We start from the raw sequence: 21,029 nt of genomic DNA, 5'->3' as shown, positions 1-21,029 counted from the left end.
TTCAGGACAGCTGATCCAGTGCCTTCTGGAAGGCGCGGGCGTGTCCGGCCTCGTCTTCGGCGTTGTGCGAGAAGCGTTCCGCCGCTTGACTGTCGCCCGCCGCCTTGGCGCGCTTGGCGAAGGTCGGATACATGGTCTGGGACTCATACCGCTCGCCGGCGATGGCCTTGGCCAGGTTGTCGTGCGTGCTCCCTACCAGCCCGGCTAGATCGGATGGCTCGCGGACTCCCCGCGCTACGCCACGATGAGGGAGGCGCAATACCAGGAGGAACGCGGTGATGACCAGTACACATGATGGTGGGAGCGGGGCGCCGTTTTGGCGCAGGATGGCCGGGCGTGACCCCGCCGAGCCGCATCGGGTCGCCACCCCGCTGGAGCTCCTGTCCGATCTGTGCTTCGTGGTGGCCGTGGCGCAGGCGTCCGCCAGCCTCCATCACTCGCTGTCCGAAGGGCATGCGGGCACGGGCGTGCTCGGCTACGCCATGGTGTTCTTCGCGATCTGGTGGGCGTGGATGAACTTCACCTGGTTCGCCTCCGCGTACGACACCGACGACGCGTCGTATCGCTTGCTGACCTTCGTGCAGATGGCAGGGGTGCTCCTCCTCGCCGCCGGCACCCCGCGGGCCTTCCAGGACAGGGACTTCGAGCTGGTCACGCTCGGTTATGTGATCATGCGTGTGGCGCTGGTCCTGCTCTGGCTGCGCGCCGCCCACGGGCACGCCGAAGGGCGGCGTAGCGCGCTGCGGTACGCGTTCGGCGTGGCGGTGGTCCAGGTCGGCTGGATTGCCCGGCTCGCCTTGCCGGAGCAGCTGGGACTGACGGCCTTCCTCGTGCTGGTGCTCGCCGAACTGGCGGTGCCGGTCTGGGCGGAGCGGTTCTGGTCGACCTCCTGGCATCCGCATCACATCGCCGAGCGCTACGGCCTGTTCACGATCATTGTCCTCGGGGAGTCCATCCTCGCCGCGACCATCGCCATCCAGACCGGACTGGACCGGCGGCTCGACGTGGTCCCGCTGCTGTTGGTGGCTTGCAGCGGCATGGTCATCGTCTTCGCGATGTGGTGGCTGTACTTCTCTCGGACCGCCCACCTGTTCCTGACATCGAGCAAGGCCGCGTTTTCCTGGGGCTACGGCCATTATCTGATCTTCTCCTCAGCTGCGGCGATCGGCGCCGGCCTGGCGGTGAGCGTCGACTTCGACACGCATGAGGCCCACATCGGTCCCTTCGGTGCCGGGGCGGTGGTCGCCGTACCGGTGGCCGTGTTCCTGGCCAGCCTGTGGCTGGTGCATGTGCGGCCGCATCGTCCGGGCACACTGGTGGACGGCACCTATCTCGCGGGGGTGGCCACGGTGCTGGCGACGCCGTTCACCGGCTTGCCGCTGCCACTGATCGCGGCGGTGATGATCGTGCTCGTGGTGGTCACCCAGCGCGGAGCGGCATCCGTACGCCCGGCGTAGGCGCCACCGGCTGAACATCGGTCGGACAAGGCGATGGGACTGGGCGAGCTGGTGGCGCCCAGCACGCTGGTACTCACTGATCAGCCCGCCGAGGACTTGACGGCGCTCGATCCGGCCCACCGGCAGCGAAGCCGAAGATCAGCAGCCTATCGGTGCACTCCGTGCGCGCCGTCCGTACCCATCGCTCGGCGAACGCGTTCGCGCGAGGCGATCGCGGCGGGATCTTCAGCACCTGAATGTCGTCGCCTGGTCCTGAGCCCTGTGACTGGTGTGGCGTGGTCATCACGAACGGGTCGCAGACTTACTCAGGAGCCGCGGAGCTCCTTGCGCCACGAGTCGAAGTCGATCTCCTGGGACCCGAACTTCTCCAGCCAGTCCACGAACCGGGCGCCGTACTTCTTGCCTCCCGACTCAAGGATCTCGTCCGCTTCCGGTTCGGTGGGCGGGGTCAGGCCGAACGTCTCCTTCAGCCAAGCCACGTACGCCTCGTGCCCAGGGGAGTGCTCCTCGTCGGGGTCCGCCTCGCGCTCCTCGTCCCAAGAGGTGAACGACTCGTCGTCGATCGCGAGCAGCCGGAACAGGTTGCGCAGGCCCTCGATGATGTCGAGATCACCTTCGTCGCCGAAGCGGATGACAGGAAGCGTGGCAAAGTCGGTGCGGTCGTCGCAGTGCCACAGGGCGTAGAACGAACCCGAGCCGGTGGCCTGCGCGAAGGGCGTGAGCCGGTCGAGGTGGGCTCGTACCTCCTCTTCCCGCCCCTCTAAGCACAGCCACTCCACCAAGCCGGCGTTGGGTCGGTCGTACTCGTAGAACTCGAACCCGTTCGAGAAGTAGGCATCTCCAGGGCCGTCGGAGAACTCCTTGAGCAGGTTCAGCTCGGGAATGGGCGAGTAGGCGTCGGTCATATCAGCTCCGGTACGGAATCGAGTGGGTGGCATATGCGATGCGCACGCTACCGCCCGGGACTGACACCGAAGGCGGAATCCGGCAACTCCACCTGAACATCGACACGAGCACCAACAACAACACGCGAACACCGACAGCTTCAACTGCAACCGACACCGGGTGTTCTGTCGCAGCGAAGGTTGAGCATTCTCACTGAAGGTGGGGTGACTGATGGGCAGCGGGGCCGAAATGCAGGTGCCCAAGGCTGGGGCACGCAGACAAGATCTCAGCATGTCTACCGACGTCAGTGGGATGATCGAGTGCCGACCGGGGGCCGGCACGGTTCCCCACAGGCTGTGGATGAGAAGCCAGAGCCCCTGTCGAGGGCATGGCGCCGCCGGTATTCGGCTCGGTGGTCCAGGTTTTCGGCTGGTTGGCGAGGTTCGGGATGCGGTTCGGGGGCATCTCCCACTCGCCCGGGGCGATCATGCCCACCACCAGTCCCGGCAGCCATGGCCACGACGTCTCATCGGTGTCGCTGGCCGTCAGCGGGGTGGCGGACCTGCATCGGTCTGGATCCCAGCGTACTGTCCGCCCAGCGCTTGTGATCAGGCCCGCGGTGAGCGGACGGGAGGCCTCGTGGCGCGTGTGCTGGATGAAGACCACCTGCGGTGCGGCGGAGGATGATCGCGGGCGCGGGCTGCTGCGGTTGTGAAGCCGTTCCCACGTGATCGGCCGCAGGCAGGGGTCAGAGGCGATGCTGGTGGGCGTAGATCACGGCGTGTACGCGGGTGCGCAGGCGGAGCTTGGCGAGGATGCGGTTGACGTGCGTCTTGACCGTGCCCTCCTCGATCCAGAGTTCCCGGGCGATCTCGGCGTTGCTGAGCCCTTGCGCCAGGTGGTGGAGCACTTCCCGCTCGCGGGCGGTGAGTTGGTCGTACGCCGGGGTGACCGGTTTGGGGCTGAGGGCGGCGAAGCGATGGATCAGCCGTCTGGTCACCTGGGGATCGATGAGTCCGTGGCCCTGGTGGGCCGCGCGGACGGCGTCGAGCAGCAGGCGCGGGTCGGTGTCCTTGAGCAGGAAGCCGGCGGCTCCTGCTCGGAGCGCGCCGAACAGGTACTCGTCGAGGTCGAACGTGGTCAGGGCGATGATCGTGGGTACGGTACCCGCGCCGGTGAGGGTTTCGATGGCGGCCAGGCCGTCCATGCGCGGCATACGGATGTCCATGATGACGACGTCGGGTCGATGCCGGTGAGCCGCGCGCACGGCCTGGGACCCGTCGCCCGCCTCGGCGACCACCTCGATGTCCGGCTCGGCGTCGAGTACGAGCCGCAGCGCGGAGCGGACCTCGGGCTGGTCATCGGCGATCAGTATCCGGATCGTCATGTCATCCTCCGCTGTGGGTGGGCAGGACGGCCTCGACGCGCCAGCCGTGCGGCGGGCGGGGGCCGATGTCGAGCCGCCCGCCGAGCAGGTCGGCGCGTTCCCGCATGCCGCGCAGGCCGCTCCCGGCCGAAGGGCGGCTGGACGGCGGGCGGCCCTGGCCGTCGTCTTCGATGAGGATGGTCACGGTGTCCAGGCCCTGGTGGATCCGCACGTCCACGCGGGTCGCGGCGGCGTGCCGTACCGCATTGGTCAGGGCTTCCTGGGCGAGGCGGTAGCCGGCGTGGTCGACCAGGGCCGGTAGGGGGCCGGCCGCTACGTGCCGGTCGATCGTGACGTGAACGCGGCAGCCGGGGGCCGACAGCCGGTCGGCGAGTGCGGGTACGTCGGCGAGGGTGGCGCCGGTGGGCCGGTGTTCGTCGCGCAACGCCGCCAGGAGGAGGCGTACGTCGCGCAACGCGGAGGCGGACAGATCCGCCACGGTACCGAGGGCACGTGCGGCCGGTGGAGGCGCGTCGGGCAGGACGTGGCGGGCGGCGTTCGCCTGCATGCGGATCGCGGTCAGGTGGTGGCCGACGGCGTCGTGGATCTCCCTGGCGATCCAGGCCCGTTCCTCGGCCACAACGCGGGCGGCCTGGGCCTGGTGCAGCAGGACCTGTTGCTCGGCACGTTCTCGGTGCAGGTACAACGCGTATCCGACGGCGATCGGCGCGACGGCGATCAGCACGCCCTGCGCCAGGGGCGTGGGGCTGACCCGGGCCGGGAACCCGGGTGGCCAGGCGCCGCCCGGGAGCGGGGTGGCGAACAGGATCGGCGTCAGGGCCGATGCCACGGACAGGAGAAGCAGGACAGGGGCTTGCCGTGGCCGATGATAGGTGGCCGAGCAGAGCGCGACGGCCGCCACCAGCCGCCCCGACCATCCAGGCACCCCCGTGCCGAGCAGTGCCACCGCTACCGAGACGAGCGCCACGCTCACCGGGAACCGGCGCCGCAGCGCCAGCGGCGCGGCCACGCCCACGCTGAAGGCGGCCAGCACCAGTGGAATGCCCACGCCCGGCCCACCTGGCACGGGCGGCGCGGTGACTCCTCCACTCGCCCCGCTCAGGTCCCACAGTGCCCGCTCCCAGCTCGCCGCCGCGTAGACGGCGATCGCGGAGGCGAGCGCCAGCAGGGCATCCGCAGCCATCGACGGGATGCCCGGGATCACCGGCAGAAGCCGCCACCTTCGCGGGCGGCGGCTCCCGTCCGCCGGCCGGCGGGTGGGCTGCGGAAGGCGACGGGTGCCTGCTGGCATGGGGAACGCCCGGAGCCGGCCTCTGTGCTCAGGTGGCATGCGGCTCACCCTGGGCCACACCCGCCTGCCAGGGCAAACCCGGGCATCAGCATTCGGTCCCGGGAGCAGGGAGGATCTTGTCGACGAAGTACGCGTTCACCTTCTCCGTGACGCAGGCGTTGCCCGAGAGGTAGATCTCGTGGCCCGGCCCGTCATGGTAGATCGTCCGGCTTCCCCGTACCTGGCGGACGACCCGCTCGGTGCCCGGGAAGTCGACCCAGGTGCCCACGCCGAGCAGCGGCGGCACGGTCTTGGGCAGCGGCCCGGTAGGGAAGGTCACCGGCGATGGATAGCCGAGGCAGCGAAGCCTGGTCACCGTCGTGCCACCCGTCCCGGTGTTGGGCGCGACGGCGCGCAGCCGCTTCATGGCGGCCTTCAGCGCGGCATAACTGGCAGGTCGCGGCATGTCCTGACACGCGATGAAGTCCGGGTTCGGTCCACCGAGCGCGGGGAAGGCGGCGAACTTGGACGCGTCGCCACGTCCGGCGGCGGCGATGGCCTCGGCGATGGCCGGCCACCGCTCGGGTCCTTGGGAGATCAGCGCTTGTCCGAGGTAGTCCTGCAGTTTGACGCCGTCGAAGCCGCCGGGCTGGAGCGGTACGCGGTCCGCCTGCGCCACCAGATCCTGCCACAGGCGCGGTACGTCCTTGCCCCGCAGCACGCAGGAGGGCTCGTCCGCGCACCACGCGATGAATCGCCGCAGCCGCCGCTCGCTGTCGCGCGCCCTGGCCGCGTTCTCCTTTTCCGGATCGCTCATGTTGCCTGTCCCGTCCAGGACCATGGTCCGGATGCGCTTCGGGAACAGGTGAGCGTACGCCTGCCCGAAGGTGCCGCCGTACGAGCCCATGAAGAGATTGATCTTTGACTCGCCGAGGGCGCGTCTGATCGCCTCCATGTCGCGGGCGTGCGTGACCGAGCCGATGCTGTCGAACAGCTGGGGATCGGGGTCGTGGCAAGGGGCGGCGTCCGCCCGGTTGCCGGCCGCGATTCTGTCGAATCCCGCCTGATCGTCAGGCAGCTCGGGATCGGTCTTGCTCTTGATCTGGCAGGGCAGGTGCGTACTGTAGCCGTTGGTGTAGCCGCGCGGGTCCCAGGTGACGATGTCCATGCTCTGCCGGAGCTGCGTGAACGCGGTCGACACGCCTGGCACGTCGCGAAGGTAGGCGATCCCCGGTGCGCCCGCGCCGAAGTTCGCCAGCACCGTCCCCCTGGCCGGGCGGGATCCGGTGGCGGCCAGCCGGCCCAGCTTGAGCTCGATCGTGCGACCGCCGGGCTTCGACCAGTCCACCGGAACCCGCAGTGTGACGCAGCGCATGCCCATGGCGCCGCCACCTCCCGGGCAGTCACCCCAGCTCAAAGCGCCTTCCCTGGCAGTGGCCGTGGCGGGAGACTGACAGACGGCCACCAGGGTGATGGCCGCGGCCAGAGCGCGTGTGATGTTCATGTGCCGAGCCTGTCGCGGACCAGCCAACGGATGCGTCACACCTTCGATAGACATTTCCTGTGCGACCGGTCCGAGACTTAAGGACGAGCGGTCAAAGGGGCTGACCGGCCGCGCGTCAGCCCGGACTGCTGTTCTTCACCGACAGCGCGACCTTGTAACCCCTGGGGCTATTGGGACCTCCGTTGTCGAAGAGGGGGCCGAGCAGCTGACCATGGGCGGGCAGGCCACGCGCCGCCCGATGACGCTCGCCACGGCGCACCGACCCACGCCCGCGATCAAGCTGCTAGCTCGACGTCGGTGAAATCAACCTCCTTCAGCAGGGGCTCGAAGTGCCTTCACCGTGACCAAGTCCGACCGCTCCGCCCGCAACGTGGCCGAAGCCAACCAGATCCTCACCGACCTGTCCGGACGCGGCGTTCTGTTCGGCCTCGGCACCAGCGTCTACCTGGCCCCCGAGTACAGCGTCGGAGCGGGCGGCTCCGGATGGGCACACCAATAAGGGGTCGGCGGACCTGACATCGGCCGGTCAGAGCAGCGGGATTACCGTGGAAGTAGGTGTCGAATCAGCGTTAGGGGGACGCATGAAGCGACGCTCCATGAAGACCGCGATCGCCGCTGGGGCATTCCTGGGCGCCATCACCATGGGTTCGGGGGCCACCGCGGTGGCCATGGGATCTCCACCGATGCCGTCCCCAAGTCCTTCTCCCACGGGTCCGCAGCCAACGTGCCCGGGCATGGGGCAGATGCATCCCATCACCAGTGAGTACGACTACCTGTCGCAGATGGTGCCGCACCACGAGGACGCCATCACCGCGGCCCGGCAGCTGCGGCGGTCCAACAGGCCCGAGATGCGGCAGCTCGGGCAGTCCATCGTCACGACGCAGACTGCCGAGGTCGGCAAGATGAAGGGTTGGCTGGAGCAGTGGTACCGGCAGAGCCCGGCGCCGAGCCCGAGCGGAACCACGATGCCCGACCTGTCGGGGCTGTCGGGAGATCAGCTCGACGAGACGTTCCTGCAGCACATGATCCCGCACCACATGATGGCGATCATGATGTCGCAGCAGCTCCTCATGCACGGCGAGGCGCAGCATGCCGAGGTCGCCGACTTCGCCCGCAAGGTGCGCGACGACCAGTGGGCGGAGGTCCGCGCGATGCGGCAGTACCTGGCCCAGTGGTTCGGACAGCAGAACACGCCCTGCATCCCGCAAGTGCCCGGCATGCCTGGCATGCCCGGCATGACACCAGGGCCGCATCCGGGAACCCCCGGCGGGCCGACGCCCACGGAGCCCTCACCGACGGGCACCTGATTCAGCGGACACCATGCACCCGCAGGAGGCCTGGCGACCGCCTACCGCAGAGCGCCGGCCAGGTAACCCGGCGCTCATGGCGCCTACCGCAATGCCCTGGCGTCCCTTGACCGTCCTTACTTTGCATTCGATTGGCGAGCTGGAGCTGCTTTGATCCGGTACCCGCCGGATCCGCTGTGCTACCGACGGCCGGCCTGAGCGTCGCTGTTCGTGCCGCCGTGAGCTGCTGGACCGCTGCCTGCGGGGAACGAACGCCACCTGCGTCACACCCTGCGCGAGTACGAATGCTTCCTCAACCAGCACCGAGCCCATCAAGCTCTGGCCCAAGCGGCCCCGCTGCGTACCCTCCCGGATCCGCTGTGCTACCGACGGCCGGCCTGAGCGTCGCTGTTCGTGCCGCCGTGAGCTGCTGGACCGCTGCCTGCGGGGAACGAACGCCACCTGCGTCACACCCTGCGCGAGTACGAATGCTTCCTCAACCAGCACCGAGCCCATCAAGCTCTGGCCCAAGCGGCCCCGCTGCGTACCCTCCCGGATCCGATCACGGCTACCGAGCGGATCATCGACCTGAACATCCACCGGCGAGACCGGCTTGACGGCGTCCTTCACGGTGGCTCGGATCGCTGATCGCCAGGCCTGGAAATCGCCGGTCACTCGGCCATGAGGCCCGCGTCGTTGAGTCGCTTGATGAGGCTGGGCTTGCCCTGGTGTCGTTCCCGGAGGTGGGTGAGGCGCTGGGTGAAGGGACCGGCGTGCTCATCGCGGATGGCCAGGGCCTTTCGATCGTGCTGTACGGGTTGCGCCGGCCGGCTGGCCTTGGCGGCGGCCGCGAGCAGGTCGTGGTCCAGGCGCAGGAAGTCGGCCAGGGCCCGTTGCGGCGCGCTGAGCGAGCCCAGCCCCGGCGGGACGGGCGGCTCCAGTTCGTCCTCCTCCTTGTAGTCGAAGGCGTCCTCGTCACGCTCCCAGGTCCCGTACGCCGACAGCCAGGCCAGATAGAGCGGCCGCAGGTCGCCGGCGGCCAGTTCGGCGCGGATGCCGACGATCGCCGACAGCGAGCGTTCGACGTCGTCTTCCCGGTACTCCTCCTCTGCCTAGCTGGTGAAGTCGAGGATGAGGTGTTCGCCGCTGGTCCAGGCGCTGACCTGGTCGCTTACGCAGTAGCGTTCGGCCCGCTTGGGGTTCAGCACGGCCTGGGGAGGCGGAGCATGATCCGGTGGGTGCCCCAGTTGGCCAGATACAGGTGGGCGTCGTAGTAACGCTCCACCATGCGGGACGGGTCGCCGCGGAAGTCGCCCCAGTGGTACTCGTTGGTGAAGCCGGTGGCGGTGATGTGGGCCCGGGTGGACAGGGCGCGGACCTCGACCTGCTGCCGGTCGGTGAGTGGCCGGTCGATGGCCAGGAACTCGTAGTACTGGTATTCGCTCATGCTCTCACCCGGCCCAGCGGCGGAACGCGTGGATCCATTCGGCTCCGGCCGGTGGTGGGTCAGCAGCACACGATACTTCCGCAGGGAACCTCTGTGATCACCCTCGGGCAAGAGAGCAATGCTCAGGAGACGTTCGGCTCTACCAGCGGCTACTGTGCGGCGTTCCATCGCATCGAGACGGCGTTCGAGCACTTGAGCGGCGTGCTGAGTTTCCTCGGCCAACCGGATGACCCGGCGGGCGAGGTCATGAATGGGCTCGTGTTCGAGGTCCACGCTCACCGTCGCTCGACTCCTTCGGCCGCGTTACCTGAGTCGCACCCTCAGCGTAGTGTCACGGTTTCTCCTCAGACATGATGCCGACGGCGGCATGCCAGGCTTCCCAGACCTCGGGACGGAGCCTGCCGCGGTCGGCGACCGGAAGTCCTTGTTCACGAGCCCACGCGCGCACCTGCGAGACGGTCGGTTGCTGGTCGCTTCGCCGTGCGATCTCTGGTGGCGTCCTTGGCCCGGAAAGGTGCGAGGGAGCGTCGGCGGTCGGTGGGCGTCCATCGAAGCCGGATGCCGCGGTGGTGAAGCCGAGGTGGGTGAGAGTACGGCGCCGCTTGCCGTACATGCGTTCCAGCTTGCCGTACATGCGTTCCAGCTGCGGGACTTGTGCGACCAGATAGTCGTGGACCTCCTCGCCGTGCCTGGGTGTTTTGGCCCGCCGCGCCTCACGGATCAGCGATCAGGAGCCAGGGAGGTCCGCCGGACGGGCTAGGCCCGGCCAGACAGCTGGGTTGAGGGTCTCGCCCGGTCGGCTGTGCCCGGTGGTCTGCCCGGCACCACACCGGACAGACCACCGGGCCTCGATGTGGACGCTCGGCAAGCGTTTCTCCAATCGAGAACGACGAGATGCTATCTGATGGCGGAATAGAATTCTCCACCCAGGGTTGGCATTCATTCATCACAGTGCAAGTTTGTCGATCCCGACAATCCTCTCAGAGGAGAGAATTCTGGCATAAGTGCACTGGTTGCGGGCGACTTTATGTTCGTAGGTCATCTCCGACGGCGAAAGGGTGCATTCTCGCGAATCGATCGGTATTCTCCGGATGCGGGACTTACCAACCCGCACTGGACGCTCGGCAACCGTTCGAATGCCTGCGCATCGAGGTGTTATCCCTTCTCCAATGGCAAGGATAGTATGAATTCGTCCCTTTCTGTGGTCGTCGGTGGGCTTGTGGTCCTGGCGATCGTCTGCATGATTGCAGTTATTTCGACACGCATCGCTAAAACCGCACCCGCCCGGCTGGTGCGGGCGCTCATGGCCGCGAGTCTCCTGCTGGCGGCGATTCCACCGATTCTGCTGGCTCTCTACGGCGATGGGTGATGGCAACCGCGGCGCGCCCGTTCCCGGCGCAGCGAATGCCGTTCTGGAGCCGGCTGGGACAGGTCAATCAGACAGTCATTCTGGAGACGGCCGCTCTGGAACGGCTTCCGCGCCGACAGGCACTGCCCGGCACCCGGGACAACGATCTGGTCATCATCCTGTCGGGCTGGGTTCGGGTGGAGGTCGTTGCAGGCGAGCGGGTCGTCCTGGCCGTCGCCGGCCCCGGGGATCTGGCCATCCCAGCCCACCAGTTCGATCCCGATATCTACAGCTCGGGAGAGGGAGCGGCGGGGATGCGCGTGGTCGCGACCGAGGACGTGCAGCTGCTGCGCGTCCCGGCGGGAGCCGTACCGCTCCTCTGCAGCGATCTCCCCCTGGTACGGCGCGAACTCGCCCGGCTCGTGCGTGAGACGACGAGGCTCGAGGTGGGCCTTCGCCTGCGGATGTTCCACACACCGCGTTCCCGCCTGGCCTGGCTGCTGCTCGCGCTGCGGCTGCTCTTCGGGGAACGGAACGTGCCCGGGAGCAACACTCCAGTGCTGGCGCCGCCGCTGACCCAGGCTGACCTCGCACGCTGGCTGGGAATCAGCGACGCGTCCACCACGCGGATCATCCAGACGTGGAAACGTGAGGGCCTCGTGGCGACGAGCTACGGCGCCATTGCAGTGGTAGACGTGCGGAACGTACAACGACAGGCGCAGTGGTCAGCGGCCACCGCAGCGGAGCTTCTCGGCCCGACGCCCGTTTTCGAGGAGTATCTTCTTCGTAATAATGTTGCGCACCATGGGCCGGATATGGCTCCGACACCTTATAAAGACCGGCCGCCTGGCCTGTAGCCTGGGTTCGACCAAGCGAACCCTGTAGGGCTCTGCTGGTTAACTCGGACTAGTGGCTCCGGTTCATGATCTGATGGTGTCCGTCCTGATCATGAGCGGTGTAACGGCGGTCGTCGTTGTCTTCGTCCTGGGTGGATGCAGTGCCCCGATCGAATCGGTCAGCGAAGTCCTTGACGGGTATTAACGTGCCGCTTCACCGTCGTTGACGGAGTTTTCGGCAGGCGCAGGGGTCGCGGAACCCAGGAACAGCCATCGGCGCTGAGAATAGTTTGATAGGGATGGCCGCGCCTGTGACGGCCGACGGCAGCGTGGTGGCCGTATCGTCGTGCCCGGGCAGGATCGGTGATGACGAGTCGTGAGGCGGTCTCGTGAGATGGAGCGCCAGGGCGAGCGTCGCCGAGCGGGCTGTCCATTGGTCGGTGACGACGGTGTCCAAGGCGGCGGCTTTGTCGGCTTCGGCGGGCAGGACGTAGCGGCGGGTGGTGTCCAACGAGCCGTGGCCCAGCAGTTCGGCGACCAGGATGGGGTCCTTGCCGTCGCGGATGAGCTGGGTGGCGAAGGTGTGGCGCAGGACATGTGGGCTGAAGAGCTCGGCGGGGTCGTCATGGAGGCCGACGGCGGCGCCGAAGCCGGTGATGATGTCGCGGGCAGCGCGGTCGCTCAGCCGGGCGCCGCGGTGGTTGAGGAACAGCGCGGCGTGGGTGTCGGCCCCCTTCCGATCGGCGCGAGTTGTCAGCCAGTCGGTCAGGGCCTGGCGCAGGTCCGCATGGACGGGCAGCATACGGATCTGGCCGAGGCCGCGGCGGGTGTAGAAGTCGTCGATGGCCGACAGGTAGGTGTCGATGGTGTTCGGGGCGCGGCGGCCGGTTTTGAGGTGACGGCGGAAGTCGCGTACCGCGCCGGTGGCGGCGATGGGGTCGGTGAGCGGGTCGCCGTCCAGGGTGCCGGCGTCGGCCTGGTCGGCCAGCCAGGCCAGGTAGCCGCGCAACCGGGAGGCGTACGCCGCGCAACCGGGAGGCGTACTTGGTCCTGGTGGAGTCGGCCAGCGGGGCGCGCTCGAGTGCGGCGGTGTAGCCGGCCAGGATGGCGGCGTAGGGCGCGGACAGCGGCACGGCCCCCGCGACCGGCTTGCGTTTCCGGAAGCCGCTCCGGCCGGCTGCGGGACCTCTGAGGATGTTTTTCCGGAAGCCACTCGCTCAGTACGAGGTAGAGTGAAGAGACCGAGGTCTTTTCGAGCGTTGGCAGCCGGGTCGGCGTCGCCCCCGGCGAACCACCACCGGCCCCTTTCGAGGGGCCCGGACAGGTCAGAAGACCATGACGCCGACACTTCTTTCTCAACCCGCACCGCTCAGCCCCGTCTCATCGGCGATCCCTCGGGTGGATTCCGTGCTACGGCTCAGTCTCCACCCGGTGCTGGACCGGCGAGCCGTGGTGGACGGGGCCTGGTGGCCTTACTCCCGCGACGCGACCGCCGAACTGCCCGGTCTCATCGCCGCCGTCGACCAGCGGCTGGGGCGGACCACGCTGATGGTCGGCGTGTCCCGGGACGCGTGGCAGGACATCCCGAGTCGGATCCCGGCACGCGGGCGGCAGGTCCGCATCGGCTGGTTCCGCCACGACGACCCTCACGTGGTCGTTCTGTTCTTCGCCGCCGCGGAGCCGGTCGCCCTGCTGATCATCCCGCCGGATACGGCCGCCGGCCCCGCTGAGGCCACGCTCAAGCTCACCGCTCACGACACCGCCGGCTTGACTGCCGATGACATCCTCATCCACGCGCGCTTGCCGCCCGAGCCCGCCGCGCTTGTGTGCGCGATTGCCGCCGGCAGCTTGGCCTGCTGGGAGAACGAGGGCGGGTCGGTCACCGGCCAGGAGGCGCCCTCCTCCATCGCACGGCCGTCAGCGCCGGCGTGACCCGGCCGCCTGCCAGCCGGATCGAACGGTTCAAGCACCGCCCGTTCCGGCGGCAGACCGGCTTTCCGACCGGCAGGCATCTCATCCCGTTTCAGCTTCTCCAATGAGGAGACATTCCATGACCGTCATCGACACCGCCCCGCTCGGCGTGGCCGACCCATCGAGGCCGACCACCGTCCGCCTGTCCGGCGACATCGACATCTTCACCAGCGCAGCGCTTCGCCGGCAACTCATGGACACGCTGCACTACAGCACAAGCCTGCTCATTCTCGACCTGTCCGGGGTCACGTTCTGCGACGCCGGTGGCCTGGGCGTCCTGGTCGGCATCCAGCACCGCGCCCGGTCGATGGGCATCACCGTGGCCCTGACCGCGCCCCGACCGTTCATGTCCCGGCTGCTGCGCATCACTGGCCTGGACCGCGGTCTGCCGATGGTGGCGTGATCGGATGCCCACGCGGGCTCCTCAGGCTCCGCCCCCGGCATACGACGGGCGATCTCCGTTCCCGCACGCCCGGCAGCGCCTCAGCGCCGATGGTGCGCAGGTGGCACTGACGACCCGTGTCCACACTTCGGGGTAAGCCTCCGCCCTATATCCGCGACAGCTTCTGGCGCGGTCGGACCTTCACCAGCCTGGAGGAGACGCACGAGCAGGCCGCGCGCTGGTGCGTTGAGGTCGCCGGGGCTCGAGCCTGCCGGCCGCCGGCCGATGCCGCGCCGTTGGTGGTGTTCAACGCGATCGAGGCCGTTCGGCTGACGCCGCTGCCGCAGGTGCCGTTCGTGCTGTCGCGCTGGTCGCCATTCTTTCCTGCCCGTCCCCGGGCCGACCGGTTCAGTTCCCTTCCCCGGCTGTCGTCGCATGCGGTGACCGGGGGCCGTGCGCTTGTCCTGGTCGTGGAGCCGGTCGTTTCAGGCCGTGTGCCGCCTGGGGGGTTGCGAAGTCTGGTCGTCTCCGGGCGTCTGGGCCACCGCCACCGCCACCGCCACCGCCACGGCCACGGCCACGGCCCGGCTGCTGGCCGGCCGCACGAGCGGGCCGGTCTTCTTGGCCGACCGGCGCCCGGGCCTGCGCGCGTACGCGCAGCCGCCGACATCTGTCCCGCCATCGGCCGCAGCCGCCTGTCCTACCCCCTGCAGCATGGCGACCGTGTCGGCCAGGCGGTGCACCGCCTCATCAACGCCGAGGCGCCAAGGCCGGGATCGCAGCGCTCACCCGCAGCAGCCGGCTGCCCCTGGCATAGAGACGTTCAGGAGTGGGCTGCGCGGATCTCCGTCACGGTGAACTCGTCGACGATGTGCCGGTTCTGCACCAGGAACCCCACCACTCCCGCCACAGCCTCCGCGCCCAGGGCGGCTCTCACACGTGCGCTCAGAAGGTAGACGAGAGGCGTCGACGGCTGGGTGAGAGTGAGGTCGCGGTCGTGGCGGTGCACGTCCTGCAGCGCCCTGATGGGGATCGGCCGCTCGGTGGTGAACCACGCCGCGACCTCCCACAGTGGCTGTGCCGGATCGACGTCAGCACAGGCGTGATAGCAGGCGACGCAGCCGTGCCCGGCATGCTGACCATGCGGGCAGGTCCACTGGGCGACGTCTGCCGGGCTCTGGGCCTGGGTGCTCAGGACGGCTGCTTCGGTGACTCGGCGGCGCACCGGTTTTGACCGGTCTTCCCACGGAGAGACAGAGTCGCTGCTGATGATCGGATCCCTTCGCGGCTACATCCCAGTATGTCGGAGCCTAGTCTCGTTACCCGGTCGGTACCCGAGCGGTGGGAGTCGCATGCGAGCCACGATCTCTTCGCTGGCGTCCGGCGATTCCGGAGACGGCATTATATCTTCACCGCGCGCGGACCGGTTGCCGGACTTCAACCCGCCGCCGTCGTCGGCCTGGCGTGAGAGGCCGGACCAGCGAAACGAGTCACATCAGAGTCCGCAGTGCGGGAAAGCGCACGACAGGACGGAATTCCAGGGCGTCGTACGGCTCCGGACCCGGATGAGGAAGGCGTGCGGCCGGTCGGCGCGGAGGGCTTACCGGGGCGAGATGATCTTCGTTGCCCTTCGGGAAGATCCAGCTCTTCGGTGGTGACGCGGCCTGTCAGAAAGCCTGCGCCGAGGTCTCCCACGAGGAGTATGGCGCCCATGATCAATCGCCGGCTGGGTCTGCGCAGCTTTCCGGAGGATTTGCGGCGTTAGCGCGTCGCTGGACTCCGCTGTGCTGAGCCGCAGCTCGGTAGCGAGGGATCTGACATGGGGGTGGCGGCTCGCCACAGGGCGGTCTTGCCCACGCCCGCTGCCCCGTCCGGCAACTGGCACTCTTCTCGCGGCTCAGCTTCGAGACGCCCGTCCCTCCGCGGACACGGAGGGTGATTCAGCCCCATTTCAGTGTTTTTTCAGCGCCCGTCGTCATCATGGCTCGGGCAAGACGGGGAGACGCGCCGTCACCCCTGGCCCGAACAGAAATATGAAGATAAATGCCTATTCGCAGAAAAATCGGCGCCGTTGTAGGCGTGCTGGTCGCCTCGACCTGGCTTGTCGCCTCCGCCACTCCGGCCGCCGCGGCAGGTCCCTGTGGGACCGGCTACAGCCGGATCGGTGTCTACAACATCCCGAAGTCCGGGACGAAGCAGGGCACGCTAGAGGTCTACTACAACGCCAGTTCCGGAAAGAACTGCGCCCTCGCCTACGGCTCGGGCGGCAACTACGGCAAGAAGGCGTACAAGGCCGTGGGCATCGCAACGCCCTCGAGCAACGGCTGGGCCGACTATGAAGATGGCGACTATGCCTACTACGCGGGCCCCGTCTACGCCTCCGCCAAGGGCAAGTGCATCGACCTGGTGGGCGCCGTCGGCTCAGCCATCCGGTATGCGACGAACGTCCACTGCGGCTGACGGTCCGAGAGGAACAAGGCTGGCAGGACACGGTGCGCGCCAGCCGAAAATGCTGACACGTCGGGGACAAATGCCCGAAACTCTACTCCATCAGATGCCCGGCACGGGAAATTGCGAGGAGTTCTACCTCTATGAAGAGAGCCATCCTGTCGCTTGCTGCGGCTGCTGTGCTCGTCGGCGTGGCGCATGGGGCTGTCTCCACGGGTGGGAGCCGCCACCTCCATACGCTCGCTCTGCCGTCCAACTCCTGCCTGCCGGACGACCTCGAATGCGACCCGGTCAACCTCGGCTGGCAGGACGGGCTGTGATCGCTCACAGCCCGGCGAACCGGCATGACTCTACGCAGGGCTCGGCTACCAAGGAGGCGATCAAGGGGAGATGACCTCTCACGTCCGTGTTTCCCGCCGAGGGCTCCTCAGGCTCGGCACCGGTGTCGCCGCGGCCGCCGCGCTGGCCGCCAAGCCCGCGGCCGCCGCAGAGGGACGGTTCCAGCTGACTGCCCCGTCAACCTCGCTGATCTGGAAGAAGGCTCTGTACGACGAGACCGTCCTGCAGTCGATCGCCTTCGACAACCGCAACGGCCACATCTACACGCTTCAAGTGAAGAACGGTGCCGGCTCCGGCGCGGCGGGCCATCTGTGCCTGTCCAAGCTCAGCCTCACCGGCACAATCCTCGGCCACATGTACCTGATGGGTTTCGGCCACGGCGTCCAGTTCGGGGTCGAGCCGTCGGGCACGTCGGCCTACCTGTGGACGGAGACGGACGGGGTGAGTGACGGCAAGAGTTCCCGGGGCACGAAGCTGGCCAGGTTCAAGTTCGTCAACGGTCAGACGCTGACCACCTCGTCGTCGGCGCTGACCAAGTACAAACCGATCGCGGACTCGGACAACACCACGTGTGCGATCGACCCCTCCACGAACCGGCTGGCCATGCGTTACTGGGACGGGAGCGGTTTCCGCTACGCGGTCTACTCGTTGGCGGACGTCAAAGCGGGCTCGCCAAAGGCGCTGTTCGACGTCGCCCAACCGTCGGGCCTGGGCACCTTCCAGGGGTACGCGGCCTACGGGAATTTCGTCTACATGCTGACCGGCACGGCGTACGGGGATGACAATCCGCCGCCCGGCAACACGTACATCACCTGCCTGGACCTGCGTACAGGCGAGCAGGTCCAGCGGGCGCGCAGCGTGGCCGGCCAGTCTCTGGACCATCGCGAGCCAGAGGGCATGGGCATCCAGATCGTCTCCGGTGCCCCTCGCCTGTGCCTCGGCCTGGCCTCAGGCGTCGAGACGGCCCGCCTGGCCAGCATCTTCTACAAGACAGAGCTGATCTGACACGTACGGGGGCTGGGCGATCGCATCGACCGCCTGGCCCCCTGATCATCTCTCCCGAGCAACGTCAGACCGCCGTTGTGGCTCGATCGTGGTGCCGATGGAAAGGCCGGATCGCGCCGCAGAGTAGTCGCCGGTTTGATCAACGAATACCACTGAGCCGCGTGGTGGCCGTGGAAATGCCAGTTCAGCGGGGGGCATGCGAGTGTTGCAGCGCCGCAGGAGATGAGATCGCCAGGCGAAGAATGACGGCCGCTCATCATGCCGCACGTGCTTGCTTCGCCTGGTGGATGGGGCGGGCCCGTGGCCGTGGGCCGACTACCTGGTGGACGGCCTGCCCTCGGGCCAGGATCCGGCTGGCGCTGTCGTGGAGGCGACGGTGTCGCGTACGGCCTCTACCTGCATTCGGGCTGCTCGCGGTCAGGTGCTCCAGCGCGATGACATCGCCATGTTCGAGCAGACAGGGGGGAATGTGGGCGAAGAGAGCCGGGCAGTGTTGTTCGACGAACTCGGCGGACCTAGGTTGCTCAACGTCAAGGATACGGGGATCAAAAAGCCCGGTCCCGGCGAGGGACACCCTGTGCTGTGGGCCTTCCAGCCTTGGGAGGCAAGATGACCGAGGACACCCTCCTGGCTCCCGCACTTCCTCGCGAATACCGTGCTCAGAGCCATGACTCCGGCTCGGTGATGGAATCGGGCAGCGAGTGCGTCCGCATGGACGAACGGGAGATCTCGCTCGGCGGCCTGCGCTTGACGACGAAGACCGTCGCCCCGATGCGTATCCGGCAGACCCCGCGGCCAGATCACGAGACTGGCCCACGATCCGCAGAGTCCTACCACCTCCTGATTCCTCTGGCGGGCCGAGTGGACATCATCTGGGAGCACCGACGGTTCAGCTCGGGGGTCGGAGACCTGTTCGTCCACGATCCCACCCGCATGGTCGCGTGCGACGTGCGGCCTCCAGGCGACGGACCCGCCTTCCGGGCCACGTGCATCACGGTCCCCCAGGCCCTGCTGAACCTGCCGGCCGAACACCTGGACGGACTGCTGGGCCGTCCCCTCTCCGCCACCGAGGGCATCGGCGGCCTGCTCACCGACTTCGTCACCAATATCAATAAGAATGTGCACAACTTGCGGCCCGTCGATGGCTCGCGGTTGGGGATGACGCTCGCCAGCTTGGTCTCCGCGCTGCTTTTCCACGCCCTGGAGGTTGACGGGGTGAGCACCACCGGCCAGTCCCACCGGAATGTCCTCATCTTGCGCATCCAGGCGTTCGTACAGCGGCATCTGCGTGAGCCGGATCTGACACCGCGGGCGTTGGCTGCCGCGCATCACATCTCCACCAGTTACCTTCATCGGCTGTTCCAGGAAGAGGGGTTAAGCGTGGCCGCATGGATCAAGGCGCAACGTCTGGAGCGTGCGCGTCTTGATCTGGCCGATCCGGCGTTGTGTCATGTCCCCATCCGCGCGATCGCCTCCGAGTGGGGCTTCTCCCACCCCTCGGTCTTCAGCAGGGCCTTCCACCGTGCCTTCGGCATCTCGGCCAGCGAATTCAGACAGCAAGCGCTAAGAGGTCCTAACGCAATGAGATAAGTCGCCGCCGGCAAATGAGCGCGCAGGCCAGGCTGAGGAAGGCCTCGTGGACGTCCGCGCGAACCTCCCAGCGGATGCGCAGGCGGCGGAAGGCGCGCAGCAGGGCGAAGGTCTGCTCCACGACGTAGCGGTGTTTGCCCAAGCCGGAGCCGTGTTCGGTGCCGCGGCGGGCGATCAGCGGGCGGATCTGCAGCTCGCGCACCAGACGCCGGAGGCGTTCCACTCGGCCAGGCGTCGCCAGCAGGTCATGCCCGAGCCGTAGCCCAACTCTTGCGGCAGGTGCTCCCGGACGACCCCGGTGCGCCGTACGAACAAGACACCCGTGCTCCTCTCGCTCGGCTACAGCGAGAGATCAGTGCGGTAAGCTCCCGGTAGCGACTAGCCAAATTTGGCTAGCTAAGGTTCGGGAGGGTTCGATGAAGCCGGTACGGCTGCTGGTCCTGGGCGCGCTGCGCAGGCGCGGGCGCGCCCACGGCTACCAGGTCCGCGCGGATCTGGAGTCGTGGGGCGCGCACGAGTGGTCGACCGCCACCTCGGGCTCGGTCTATCACGCGCTCAAGAGCATGGCCGGTCAGGGCCTGCTGGTGACGCACGAGACGGTCGCCTCCGAGGCCGGGGGGCCGCCGCGGATCGAGTACGAGCTGACCCAGGAGGGCGAGCGGGAGTACCTCGACCTGCTGGGTCAGGCGCTGGCCGACCGCGAGCCGAGCCTGGACGTGCTGGGCGCCGCTGTCGGCCTCATCGAGGACCTTCCCCGGGAGCGGGCCCTGGCGTTGCTGCGCCGGCGGGCCCGCGCCATGCGCGAGTGGCGCGCGAGCATTACCGCGTACCTGCCCGAGGGTACGGATCTGGCGACCTGGGGCCCGGTGGGCGAGGTGCTGACCCTGTGGCTGAGCACCGCCGACGCCGGCGCCCAGTGGACCGACCGGATGATCCGCCGCCTGGAAGAGGGCGCGTTCACCATGGCCGGCGAATAGGAGTTCTCCCGATGGCCAACGAGATCGCCATACCGCTGCTTCCCTGCCGCTCCATCGACGAGATGGTCGACTTCTACACGATGCTCGGTTTCCGCCGGATCTACTACCAGGTTCGGCCGAACCCGTACGTGTTGCTCAAGCGCGAGGATCTCCAGCTGGGCTTCTTCGGCATGCCCGAGGCGTTCAAGCCCGAAGACTCCTACGGGACCTGCGTGATCGTCGTGCCGGACACCGGAGAGCTGTTCGAGGCGTTCGCCTCGGGCATGCGCGCGGCGCACGGCAAGCTCCTGGTCTCCGGCATCCCCCGGATGACCCGGCCCCGCAGGCGGAAGAACGACGGCAACCACTCTGGCTTCGCTGTCATCGACCCCGGCGGCAACTGGATCCGCTTCATGGCCGCCCGCCCCTTGCCGGAGAAGGAGGAGGCCACGAGCAGGCTCACCGCCTCGCTGAACCGGGCGGTCGTGATGGGCGACTCCCACGGCAAGCACGAGCGGGCGGCCGAGATCCTGGACGGCGCCCTGGAGCGGGACAAGGACACCGGGTCGGCGGCCGAGCTGCTGGAGGCGCTGGTCTACCGGGCCGAGCTCGCCGTCCGCGCCAGGGACCACGCCGCCGCCGGGCACGCCCTGGCCCGGGCGCGCGCCCTCACCCTGACCGAGGCAGAACGCGAGCAGCTCGCCCAGCCCCTGGCGGCCATCGACGACCTCGAGGCCGTGCTAGGTCTCTGACCGGGTACGGCGCTTGCGCGGGGCCGCCAAGCGGGGGTCATGAGGTCGCCGAGGTAGCGCACGTCCTCCTTGAGGACTGCGCCGTAGGTCGGGGTCTGTGCTCAGCTCGGCCGGCTCGTGTTTGGGCAGGCCGTGTTTCACAGGTCCTCATTATCTTGAGCGGCTG

The 21,029-nt window shown here is 68.0% G+C and carries 24 protein-coding genes and 2 pseudogenes; 14 read left to right on the top strand and 12 right to left on the bottom strand.

The window, feature by feature from the left end; translation table 11 throughout:
- Position 1: 1 nt before the first annotated feature.
- Positions 2-367, bottom strand: coding sequence for a ferritin family protein (locus H4W80_RS32525; RefSeq protein WP_318787167.1), 366 nt, complete (start codon positions 365-367; stop codon positions 2-4).
- On the opposite strand from H4W80_RS32525, the gene H4W80_RS32520 reads away from it, so the two are divergent.
- On the top strand, positions 327-1,457 hold the full coding sequence (locus tag H4W80_RS32520) for a low temperature requirement protein A (protein WP_225963797.1): 1,131 nt from the start codon (positions 327-329) through the stop codon (positions 1,455-1,457). The two genes, H4W80_RS32525 and H4W80_RS32520, sit on opposite strands and share 41 nt — an antisense overlap.
- Before the next feature lie 305 nt (positions 1,458-1,762).
- On the opposite strand, the gene H4W80_RS32515 is transcribed toward H4W80_RS32520, so the two are convergent.
- From H4W80_RS32515 to H4W80_RS32500, 4 genes are all read right to left on the bottom strand, one after another.
- Complete coding sequence (locus H4W80_RS32515; protein ID WP_192788565.1) at positions 1,763-2,362, bottom strand: hypothetical protein; 600 nt, start codon at positions 2,360-2,362, stop codon at positions 1,763-1,765.
- Positions 2,363-3,090: 728 nt separating this feature from the next.
- Positions 3,091-3,729 carry a response regulator gene (locus H4W80_RS32510; RefSeq protein ID WP_192788564.1) on the bottom strand — a complete coding sequence of 213 codons (639 nt, stop codon included), beginning with the start codon at positions 3,727-3,729 and terminating at the stop codon, positions 3,091-3,093.
- Between the two features lies 1 nt (position 3,730).
- Complete coding sequence (locus tag H4W80_RS32505; protein WP_192788563.1) at positions 3,731-4,912, bottom strand: sensor histidine kinase; 1,182 nt, start codon at positions 4,910-4,912, stop codon at positions 3,731-3,733.
- Between the two features lie 193 nt (positions 4,913-5,105).
- A complete protein-coding gene (locus H4W80_RS32500; protein ID WP_192788562.1) occupies positions 5,106-6,503 on the bottom strand; it encodes an alpha/beta fold hydrolase in 1,398 nt (465 codons plus the stop codon).
- Between the two features lie 340 nt (positions 6,504-6,843).
- On the opposite strand from H4W80_RS32500, the gene H4W80_RS32495 reads away from it, so the two are divergent.
- Both H4W80_RS32495 and H4W80_RS32490 read left to right on the top strand, forming a co-directional pair.
- On the top strand, positions 6,844-7,002 hold the full coding sequence (locus tag H4W80_RS32495) for a hypothetical protein (protein WP_225963796.1): 159 nt from the start codon (positions 6,844-6,846) through the stop codon (positions 7,000-7,002).
- A 235-nt stretch (positions 7,003-7,237) separates the two neighbouring features.
- The gene (locus tag H4W80_RS32490) at positions 7,238-7,810 is read left to right on the top strand and encodes a DUF305 domain-containing protein (protein ID WP_192788561.1); all 573 of its coding nucleotides are present in this window, start codon (positions 7,238-7,240) and stop codon (positions 7,808-7,810) included.
- A gap of 1,180 nt (positions 7,811-8,990) precedes the next feature.
- On the opposite strand, the gene H4W80_RS61325 is transcribed toward H4W80_RS32490, so the two are convergent.
- Positions 8,991-9,236 (bottom strand): hypothetical protein, encoded by a 246-nt coding sequence (locus H4W80_RS61325; protein ID WP_225963795.1) that lies wholly within the window; start codon positions 9,234-9,236, stop codon positions 8,991-8,993.
- 331 nt (positions 9,237-9,567) lie between these two features.
- The gene (locus H4W80_RS32475) at positions 9,568-9,870 is read right to left on the bottom strand and encodes an Lsr2 family DNA-binding protein (RefSeq protein ID WP_192788559.1); all 303 of its coding nucleotides are present in this window, start codon (positions 9,868-9,870) and stop codon (positions 9,568-9,570) included.
- A 549-nt stretch (positions 9,871-10,419) separates the two neighbouring features.
- Between H4W80_RS32475 and H4W80_RS32470 the strand changes: the two genes are divergently transcribed.
- Both H4W80_RS32470 and H4W80_RS32465 read left to right on the top strand, forming a co-directional pair.
- Entirely contained in the window at positions 10,420-10,605 is a 186-nt protein-coding gene (locus H4W80_RS32470; RefSeq protein WP_192788558.1) for a hypothetical protein, read from the top strand.
- Positions 10,605-11,441 (top strand): Crp/Fnr family transcriptional regulator, encoded by an 837-nt coding sequence (locus H4W80_RS32465; RefSeq protein ID WP_192788557.1) that lies wholly within the window; start codon positions 10,605-10,607, stop codon positions 11,439-11,441. The genes H4W80_RS32470 and H4W80_RS32465 overlap by 1 nt, the downstream gene beginning before the upstream one ends.
- Before the next feature lie 193 nt (positions 11,442-11,634).
- Here the strand turns inward: H4W80_RS32465 and H4W80_RS32460 are convergent, their stop codons facing one another.
- On the bottom strand, positions 11,635-12,429 hold the full coding sequence (locus tag H4W80_RS32460; protein ID WP_225963794.1) for a tyrosine-type recombinase/integrase: 795 nt from the start codon (positions 12,427-12,429) through the stop codon (positions 11,635-11,637).
- Positions 12,430-12,755: 326 nt separating this feature from the next.
- Between H4W80_RS32460 and H4W80_RS32455 the strand changes: the two genes are divergently transcribed.
- Entirely contained in the window at positions 12,756-13,352 is a 597-nt protein-coding gene (locus H4W80_RS32455; protein ID WP_192788556.1) for a DUF5994 family protein, read from the top strand.
- A 118-nt stretch (positions 13,353-13,470) separates the two neighbouring features.
- Entirely contained in the window at positions 13,471-13,794 is a 324-nt protein-coding gene (locus tag H4W80_RS32450; RefSeq protein WP_192788555.1) for an STAS domain-containing protein, read from the top strand.
- 464 nt (positions 13,795-14,258) lie between these two features.
- Here H4W80_RS32450 and H4W80_RS32445 read toward each other — a convergent pair whose 3' ends face one another.
- Both H4W80_RS32445 and H4W80_RS32440 read right to left on the bottom strand, forming a co-directional pair.
- Entirely contained in the window at positions 14,259-14,516 is a 258-nt protein-coding gene (locus tag H4W80_RS32445; protein WP_192788554.1) for a hypothetical protein, read from the bottom strand.
- An 80-nt stretch (positions 14,517-14,596) separates the two neighbouring features.
- Positions 14,597-14,998 carry a hypothetical protein gene (locus tag H4W80_RS32440; RefSeq protein ID WP_192788553.1) on the bottom strand — a complete coding sequence of 134 codons (402 nt, stop codon included), beginning with the start codon at positions 14,996-14,998 and terminating at the stop codon, positions 14,597-14,599.
- An 818-nt stretch (positions 14,999-15,816) separates the two neighbouring features.
- On the opposite strand from H4W80_RS32440, the gene H4W80_RS32435 reads away from it, so the two are divergent.
- The 5 genes from H4W80_RS32435 to H4W80_RS32415 all read left to right on the top strand — a co-directional run bounded on the left by H4W80_RS32435 (position 15,817) and on the right by H4W80_RS32415 (position 19,155).
- Positions 15,817-16,233: a hypothetical protein gene (locus H4W80_RS32435; protein WP_192788552.1), complete on the top strand. Its 417-nt coding sequence runs from the start codon at positions 15,817-15,819 to the stop codon at positions 16,231-16,233.
- A 131-nt stretch (positions 16,234-16,364) separates the two neighbouring features.
- Positions 16,365-16,541, top strand: coding sequence for a hypothetical protein (locus H4W80_RS32430; RefSeq protein ID WP_192788551.1), 177 nt, complete (start codon positions 16,365-16,367; stop codon positions 16,539-16,541).
- 70 nt (positions 16,542-16,611) lie between these two features.
- A complete protein-coding gene (locus tag H4W80_RS32425) occupies positions 16,612-17,565 on the top strand; it encodes a phage baseplate protein (RefSeq protein WP_192788550.1) in 954 nt (317 codons plus the stop codon).
- Between the two features lie 271 nt (positions 17,566-17,836).
- Positions 17,837-18,178 carry a hypothetical protein gene (locus tag H4W80_RS32420; protein ID WP_192788549.1) on the top strand — a complete coding sequence of 114 codons (342 nt, stop codon included), beginning with the start codon at positions 17,837-17,839 and terminating at the stop codon, positions 18,176-18,178.
- Entirely contained in the window at positions 18,175-19,155 is a 981-nt protein-coding gene (locus H4W80_RS32415; RefSeq protein WP_192788548.1) for a helix-turn-helix domain-containing protein, read from the top strand. The genes H4W80_RS32420 and H4W80_RS32415 overlap by 4 nt, the downstream gene beginning before the upstream one ends.
- On the opposite strand, the pseudogene H4W80_RS61320 reads toward H4W80_RS32415, so the two are convergent.
- Positions 19,139-19,375: pseudogene (locus H4W80_RS61320) on the bottom strand (transposase); the annotation flags it as partial. The gene H4W80_RS32415 and the pseudogene H4W80_RS61320 overlap by 17 nt on opposite strands.
- A pseudogene (locus tag H4W80_RS64690) lies at positions 19,351-19,476 on the bottom strand (transposase); the annotation flags it as partial. The pseudogenes H4W80_RS64690 and H4W80_RS61320, both read right to left, overlap by 25 nt.
- A gap of 95 nt (positions 19,477-19,571) precedes the next feature.
- Here H4W80_RS64690 and H4W80_RS32400 point away from each other — a divergent pair.
- Complete coding sequence (locus H4W80_RS32400) at positions 19,572-20,132, top strand: PadR family transcriptional regulator (RefSeq protein ID WP_192788546.1); 561 nt, start codon at positions 19,572-19,574, stop codon at positions 20,130-20,132.
- An 11-nt stretch (positions 20,133-20,143) separates the two neighbouring features.
- Complete coding sequence (locus tag H4W80_RS32395; RefSeq protein WP_192788545.1) at positions 20,144-20,863, top strand: VOC family protein; 720 nt, start codon at positions 20,144-20,146, stop codon at positions 20,861-20,863.
- Positions 20,864-21,029 lie beyond the last annotated feature (166 nt).

Origin of the sequence: Nonomuraea angiospora (genome assembly GCF_014873145.1) — a bacterium.
Taxonomy (GTDB): Bacteria; Actinomycetota; Actinomycetes; order Streptosporangiales; family Streptosporangiaceae; genus Nonomuraea; species Nonomuraea angiospora.
The sequence above is the reverse complement of the archived record's forward strand: the minus strand, read 5'-3'. Positions and strand labels throughout refer to the sequence as shown.

Excerpts from the sequence above, each read along its gene's own strand:
- H4W80_RS32395 (WP_192788545.1), top strand. The coding sequence starts at position 20,144 with ATGGCCAACGAGATCGCCATACCGCTGCTTCCCTGCCGCTCCATCGAC.
- H4W80_RS32510 (WP_192788564.1), bottom strand. The coding sequence starts at position 3,729 with ATGACGATCCGGATACTGATCGCCGATGACCAGCCCGAGGTCCGCTCC.
- H4W80_RS32425 (WP_192788550.1), top strand. The coding sequence starts at position 16,612 with ATGACCTCTCACGTCCGTGTTTCCCGCCGAGGGCTCCTCAGGCTCGGC.
- H4W80_RS32400 (WP_192788546.1), top strand. The coding sequence starts at position 19,572 with ATGAAGCCGGTACGGCTGCTGGTCCTGGGCGCGCTGCGCAGGCGCGGG.
- H4W80_RS32500 (WP_192788562.1), bottom strand. The coding sequence starts at position 6,503 with ATGAACATCACACGCGCTCTGGCCGCGGCCATCACCCTGGTGGCCGTC.
- H4W80_RS32415 (WP_192788548.1), top strand. The coding sequence starts at position 18,175 with ATGACCGAGGACACCCTCCTGGCTCCCGCACTTCCTCGCGAATACCGT.
- H4W80_RS32490 (WP_192788561.1), top strand. The coding sequence starts at position 7,238 with ATGGGGCAGATGCATCCCATCACCAGTGAGTACGACTACCTGTCGCAG.
- H4W80_RS61325 (WP_225963795.1), bottom strand. The coding sequence starts at position 9,236 with ATGAGCGAATACCAGTACTACGAGTTCCTGGCCATCGACCGGCCACTC.
- H4W80_RS32505 (WP_192788563.1), bottom strand. The coding sequence starts at position 4,912 with ATGGCTGCGGATGCCCTGCTGGCGCTCGCCTCCGCGATCGCCGTCTAC.
- H4W80_RS32450 (WP_192788555.1), top strand. The coding sequence starts at position 13,471 with ATGACCGTCATCGACACCGCCCCGCTCGGCGTGGCCGACCCATCGAGG.
- H4W80_RS32435 (WP_192788552.1), top strand. The coding sequence starts at position 15,817 with ATGCCTATTCGCAGAAAAATCGGCGCCGTTGTAGGCGTGCTGGTCGCC.
- H4W80_RS32475 (WP_192788559.1), bottom strand. The coding sequence starts at position 9,870 with ATGTACGGCAAGCTGGAACGCATGTACGGCAAGCGGCGCCGTACTCTC.
- H4W80_RS32520 (WP_225963797.1), top strand. The coding sequence starts at position 327 with ATGGCCGGGCGTGACCCCGCCGAGCCGCATCGGGTCGCCACCCCGCTG.
- H4W80_RS32430 (WP_192788551.1), top strand. The coding sequence starts at position 16,365 with ATGAAGAGAGCCATCCTGTCGCTTGCTGCGGCTGCTGTGCTCGTCGGC.
- H4W80_RS32455 (WP_192788556.1), top strand. The coding sequence starts at position 12,756 with ATGACGCCGACACTTCTTTCTCAACCCGCACCGCTCAGCCCCGTCTCA.
- H4W80_RS32470 (WP_192788558.1), top strand. The coding sequence starts at position 10,420 with ATGAATTCGTCCCTTTCTGTGGTCGTCGGTGGGCTTGTGGTCCTGGCG.
- H4W80_RS32465 (WP_192788557.1), top strand. The coding sequence starts at position 10,605 with ATGGCAACCGCGGCGCGCCCGTTCCCGGCGCAGCGAATGCCGTTCTGG.
- H4W80_RS32515 (WP_192788565.1), bottom strand. The coding sequence starts at position 2,362 with ATGACCGACGCCTACTCGCCCATTCCCGAGCTGAACCTGCTCAAGGAG.